At 56.7% G+C, this 6,146-nt stretch carries 5 protein-coding genes; 4 read left to right on the forward strand and 1 reads right to left on the reverse strand.

Translation table 11 applies throughout. The annotated features are described in order from the left end of the window. Positions 1-26: 26 nt before the first annotated feature. Complete coding sequence (locus B5G42_RS11500; RefSeq protein WP_087270486.1) at positions 27-2,615, reverse strand: hypothetical protein; 2,589 nt, start codon at positions 2,613-2,615, stop codon at positions 27-29. Between the two features lie 341 nt (positions 2,616-2,956). On the opposite strand from B5G42_RS11500, the gene B5G42_RS11505 reads away from it, so the two are divergent. From B5G42_RS11505 to B5G42_RS11520, 4 genes are all read left to right on the forward strand, one after another. Next, a complete protein-coding gene (locus B5G42_RS11505) occupies positions 2,957-4,315 on the forward strand; it encodes an NCS2 family permease (protein ID WP_087270489.1) in 1,359 nt (452 codons plus the stop codon). 97 nt (positions 4,316-4,412) lie between these two features. Continuing rightward, positions 4,413-5,042, forward strand: coding sequence for a TetR/AcrR family transcriptional regulator (locus tag B5G42_RS11510; protein ID WP_087270492.1), 630 nt, complete (start codon positions 4,413-4,415; stop codon positions 5,040-5,042). 148 nt (positions 5,043-5,190) lie between these two features. Continuing rightward, positions 5,191-5,676: a hypothetical protein gene (locus tag B5G42_RS11515; protein ID WP_087188727.1), complete on the forward strand. Its 486-nt coding sequence runs from the start codon at positions 5,191-5,193 to the stop codon at positions 5,674-5,676. 8 nt (positions 5,677-5,684) lie between these two features. Continuing rightward, a complete protein-coding gene (locus B5G42_RS11520; protein ID WP_087270496.1) occupies positions 5,685-5,867 on the forward strand; it encodes a hypothetical protein in 183 nt (60 codons plus the stop codon). Positions 5,868-6,146 lie beyond the last annotated feature (279 nt).

Here is a 6,146-nt window from a genome sequence, read left to right on the forward strand (position 1 = left end):
TGGATGTTTTACGATGAGATGGGTGCTCATTTGAACTGGAGCTGGACCGACAGGGTAAAAGATTCGCCGGTGATGGTCTCACCGATGAAGGTGCAGGTAGGTTTGCCGCCGATCTCGAAGTTTGTGGCAGCCGACGGGCTGGGGATCTGCTTGCCGTCCAGCACCCAGATGATCTCGTTACCTTCCTCCGACTTGACCAGAGTATGGGTGCCGATGGAAAGGGAGGTAAGGGCGGCGGTATTGGAAGGGGAGATAGTCGTGACCAGCGCCCGGCGGCGGTTGGATTTGACCCGCCGGGGGGTGACGGCCTGCAGCTGAAGGGCAAAGCCGCCCTTTACCAGCGGTGAGCCGGAGTAGGCCGGGGTGGAAACCTGGATGGAACCCCGCTTTTTTCCGCCGCCGGAGTAGTTGCATTTGGCTGCGCCCTGAACCATTTCGCCGTCTACGGTGAATACGGTTTGGGCGCTGTTGACGGTGATTTTCTTGGGCAGGATCTTGCGGCTGAGGTAGAAGAGGATCAGGGCGATGATCAGCAGAATGATCAGGGCGATGATCAGGTAGCGAAGCCACAGGGGATAAGTGCTCAGCTCCACCTGCTTGGTGCCCTCTGCCGAAATCTCCCGGCCGATCTGGTCGTTGGTAACGGCGCGGACCCGGAGACCGTACTTGCCGGAGACGGCGTGTTCATCTCCTGCAATATGCAGGGCATAGGCCGACTCTCCCGGCAGGGGCTCCTGGGTTACGGTCAGCCCGTCTGCCTCCACGATGAGGGTGGTGGCGGCCAGCTGCTCGTCTGTCATGGGCTGCCCGCTGAGGGACAGTTTCACCAGAATGGGATCGCTGTTCTCCAGGTCGGCGATGACAAAATAGCCGGGGCCCTCAAATTCCATGGCCAGCTGATAGCTGTCATCTTCCAGGGTGAAGTCCCAGGCGGCCTCATTGCTCTGGGCCGTGACGCCGAATTCATCGGTATAGCTGGCGGACAACGTCATGTGGTAATCACCGCAGTCGGTGGCCTCCGCCGAACCGGCATAGCGCAGATAGAGAGCGCAGTTGTCGCCATCCCGGATCAGCTCGTACCCGGCGTTGCCGCCTTCCAGCGCGGCGTTGAATTTCACCTGCTCCAGAGCCTCGCCGGTGAGCTGGGAGCCCTCATAGTAGACCTGCACCTGGCAGGGAGAATCCTCCAGAGTGGAGAGCGCGTAGCTGTCCTGTCTGCCGGACACCTTGAGTTCCAGAGAACCGGCGGGGCGGGGCGTGACCTGGAAACCGCCGGAGGGCCAACCCAATTGGCTGCTGTCTTTGGTAATGGAGTAGCCGCTGAGGTACGAGACGTGGATCTTTCCGTCCAGTACATCCCCCTCTTTCAGCTCCAGAGCCACCTGGCCGCTCTTGTCACTGGTAACGGTCTGCTCCTTGCCGTTGATGGTGTAGGTTACCTCGTAGTTGGTAGTACCCAGCAGGGTGGAGGTGGTCATGTTGCCGGTCTTGTCCACCAGACCGTAGTTGATGTAATAAGTGCCGGGGTAGAGCTCGGAGGAAGAGGTGATGACCGCGCCGCTCTCATCGGTGAGCTGGGCCACCAGATCCACATCGGGCTCGTAGTATACGCTGACGTTGCTTACGTCGCCGGAGTAACTCAAAGAATAGGTTCCGGCCTCCAGAGGCGTGTCATAGATGGCGATATAACCGCTCAGGCTTTTGTCGATGCCGAAGGAGCCGGAGCCGATACCGCTGCCGGCGCCCTTCTCGCTGTAGCGGGGGCTGTATTCCAGGCTGGGGCTGCCTACCGATGCCCCGGAGGCATCCTTTAAAGTCACGCCGCTGATGTTGCTCCCCTGAACGAACAGAATGAGCTTGTTCATGGATACATCAAAGCTGATCTGATTGCCGGAGGCGGTCAGCTTGTCCCGGCCAAAGATCATGTTGCACATATTGGTCAGTTTGCTCAGTACGTCGGCGCTGTTGGCCGCCTTGTCCGCGTAATACTGATACTGACCGTTGCTGGTCACTGTGGGCATGACTGCGACGGAGTCAATTCCCAAATAGAGCACATTGGCCGATTTATTGTACTCGGTGAGCACTTCGGACAGTCGGGCGGAGGTGGCAGACCCCAGACCGGCGCCATTTTCATAGAACTCCGCGCCGTCGGTGAGCACAATGAGCCACTTTTCATCGGCGGTGCTGCGCTGTAGTGCCTGATGGGCGTCCCCGATGGTCTCAATGGGGGTATCTCCCGCGTGGGGGGTGTACATATCCCGGATGGCCGAGATATCGCTGCCGCCGGATACCGTCACCGGGGACTGGCTGGTGTAGCTCTTCCCGTTGGCGGTGACCTCATACATGGGGAACACCTGGAGTGTATCCCCCTGATTCATCATGGAGGCAAAAACTTCAATGGCATAGGTGGCCCGGCACCAGGCCTTGTTTCCGCTCATGTACATGGAGCCGGAGTTGTCAAATACAATGGCGATGGCGCGGGAGACGGAGTTTTTGGCCGAGCCGGACGCTCCTGCCGTTCCTACTGCGGCAGAAAGCAGCAGAATCATTGCCAGCAGCCCGGATAAGATTCGTTGGACCCAGGCTTTGGGATAAAAGCGCGCAGTTTTCCCCATGGACGTGTCCTCCTCTTATGTTCAGCCCTATATCACACACATAGCAAAGTGTTTTGCATTTCTCTCCAAAATTCCGCATGAAAACCCAAAATTCGACAATAATTATATCTCTTGGAATCATGATGTGTCAAGGAACTAGGTAAATCGTGCATACAAAATTTAAGTAAAATGGCGGACAGCATCGGCGACAGTGGTTGGCTAGCTTCTGGTCGGAGTATGAGCGGAGCATTAAGGGTTGTAGCAGAAGAATGGCTGGTGTATGATAAGAAGGTGTGTGGAAAAGGCAGGCGGAGAGGGCCTGCCTTTCCTGCGGAGTATTGTGTGATGAAGGGGAGGAACGAATGGACAGAAGGTTTCAGATTACGGCCCGGGGCAGTACGGTGCGGCGCGAGATCGTCGGAGGCATTACCACCTTTTTTGCCATGGCCTACATTATTTTTGTCAATCCCAATACGCTGTGTGCCAACGTGGGCACTCAGGCCCAGCCCTTTTTCCCGGCCATGCCGGAGTCCCTCTGGGGACCGGTGCTGGTGGCCACCTGTGTATCGGCGGCCATCGGCTGCTTTCTGACCGGACTGCTGGCCAATCTGCCCTTTGCGCAGGCGCCGGGGATGGGCCTGAACGCCTTTTTTACCTATACGGTATGTCTGGGAATGGGCTATACCTGGCAGGAGGGACTGGCCATTGTACTGCTCAGCGGCTTGCTCTTTCTGGCCTTTACCCTTTCGCCGCTGCGGGGAAAGCTGATTCGTGCCATCCCTGACTTTATGAAGCACGCCATTTCGGCTGGAATCGGATTGTTTATCGCGCTGATCGGACTGCTCAATGTAAAGGTGATCACCCTCAGTGGCACGGTGCCCGCACTGCAGCTGTCCACCCTGGTAGACGGACAGCGGGTGTGGAATGTACAGGGGCTGCTGGCGCTGGCAGGGCTGCTGCTTACCGCTGTGCTGATGGCCTTCCGGGTCAAGGGCGCGGTGGTGCTGGGGATTGTAATCACCACTCTGGTCGGCCTGCCGTTGGGCGTGACCCAGATTCCCGGGACAGTGACCATGGAACACATTACTTTGGCGCCGGTCCTGTTCCAGATGGATCTGGGGGGTGTGCTGGAGAAAGGGCTGCTGCCGCTGCTGACGGCGGTCATCAGCTTCGCGATTGTGGACTGCTTTGATACCCTGGGGGCGCTGGTGGGCCTGTCTGCCAATGTAGGGCTGAAGGAAGGGACGGAAAAGCGGAGCGAGCGGGCTCTGGTTGCCGACGCTCTGGCTACCTGCTGCGGGGCCTGTGTGGGTACCTCCACAGTCACCACCTTTGCCGAGTCGGCGGCAGGCATTGCGGAAGGCGCGCGCACCGGTCTGAGCTCCATAGTGGTAGGAGTCCTGTTCCTGTGCTCGGTGTTTTTGGCGCCGGTGGCTGGGATCATTCCTGCGGCAGCCACGGCCCCTGCCCTGATCATCGTAGGCGTGCTTACCATGCGCAGCGCTGCATCTATTCCATGGGACGATCTGGAATGCGCTGTTCCGGCCTTTCTCACGATTGCGGTCATGCCCTTTGCCTATTCCATTTCTGACGGGATTGCCTTTGGCCTGATCAGCTATTGCCTCATCAAGCTGCTGCGTGGAAAGGGAAGAGAGGTTTCCGCCTTTACCTACGGTATCGCAGTGATCTTTGCGCTGAAATATGTGCTGGCAAATTTGTAAGCCGGGGCGGTGGATCCGTTTTTTTCTTGTACATCCAGTTGGGATATGATAAAATAAAGATAAAGATAAAAAGTTGTTTTTATCTGGGAGGTGCGGAATGCCGAAAGTCGCCTACTCTGAGGAGGAACGAAAGCAGATTCGTCAGGCGCTGGTTACCACGGGACTGGAGCTGATGACGAGGCAGGGAATCCAGCACACGACAGTGGAGCAGATCTATACGGCGGTGGGGATTTCCAGGACCTTTTTCTATTCCTTTTTCCCCACCAAGGAAGATCTGATTGTGGAGATGCTCTATCTCCAGCAGCCCAAGCTCATTGCCTATGCCCAAAGTCTGATGGACGATCCTGGGCTGAGCTGGCGGGAGGGTGTCCGGCAGTTCTTATACACCTGCTGCTATGGTGAAAAAAACGGCATCGCGGTGTTGTCTGTGGAGGAGCAGCGGCTGATTTTCCGGAGACTGTCGGAAGAAAGCTATCGGACCTTTCGGGACAAGCAGAGGGCGCTGTTTGGCAGCCTGTTGGAGTGTTTCGGGGTCAAAGCAGACCCGGCCAGAATCGGGCTTTTTACCAACCTGAGTCTGTCTGCCATGATCATTTGCCGGGCCATACCGGAAACGCTGCCCTTCTTTGCCCCGGAAGCGGCCCAGCAGACCATTGCGTTTCAGATCAATGCCATTGTGGACTGCCTGGAGCAATTCAAACACAAAGCGCCGGCAGACGGTGTGTAACACCTGTCCGTCTGAGCGGAACCATTTGGCCCTCTGTTCAGGCGGACTGTTTTATAAACTTAATAAACACAAAAATATAAAAATATCTTTATTTTGTCAGGCTGACGGCGGAGCCGTCTCAAAATAAAATGTGCAGGAGGAAACAGCTATGGGATTGTTCAGCAAATTGTTTAAGGGACCTGAGGTAGACATGGAGAAAAGCAACGCCAACGCAAAAAAGATGCGGGTGTTGTTTAATCAGGTGGTGGAAAACGGAGATGAATACAAATTGATTTTCGGCTATACCGAGGATGTGAGCCGGTTCAATTATGGCTTTGTCCACGGCAGCAAGACCAAAATCGGAAATCTGATCGTGGGCTGGAACGAGGCTAGTCAGACCATCGTAGTGGTGCCTACCGTACCTGATCTGTCCGGCTGCGGGGACCCCACCTATTACCGCCGCGCTGAGATCCTGAAGGCCTACCGGAACAAGTATCCCACCGACGCCTTTATCATCTATCCGGACAAGAGAAGCTACATCGGGATCAACGCCTACGACTGGCTGGAGGATGAAAGCCTGTACGTCTATGTGTCCCAGGAGGAGGAACTGAAGGCCTTTACCGACTTCTTCCTTAACCGCTTTGCCACCAAGTGAGGCGTCCCATGCCCCTGATGGAGATTGGCACCATTGTATTGGTGCTTTTGGTTATCGTTATTTTGGGAAATCTGTGGTTTCACTTTGTGGAAGCCATTCTGGAGCGGATCAGGCGGCTGTTTCACCGGAAAGAGGAGCCGCCGGCGTGGCATCCCCTTCCACCAGAGCAGGAGGACCGGGAGGATCGCTGATATCCACAAAAGCCCAATCAATAAAACACCCCCTGACCTGCACCAGTTCAACGGGCAGGTCAGGGGGTGTTTGTGCAGCGTCAGAATACCGGAATATGATCTCCCATCATGATGGCGCGCCTCCTCCAGTTCATCCAGACAATGGAGGCAAAACCATCCCGGACCCGGCTTGCTGGCCGGGTCCGGGATGGTTGGCACGGAGGGGTGGGGCGAAGGTCAGGAGCAGCAGCCCTTCAGCTGAGGGTGGCAGTCGCCGCCGGGGGTGGGGCTGCTGGGGGG

Source organism: Flavonifractor sp. An91, from assembly GCF_002159225.1.
Classification (GTDB): Bacteria; Bacillota; Clostridia; order Oscillospirales; family Oscillospiraceae; genus Flavonifractor; species Flavonifractor avicola.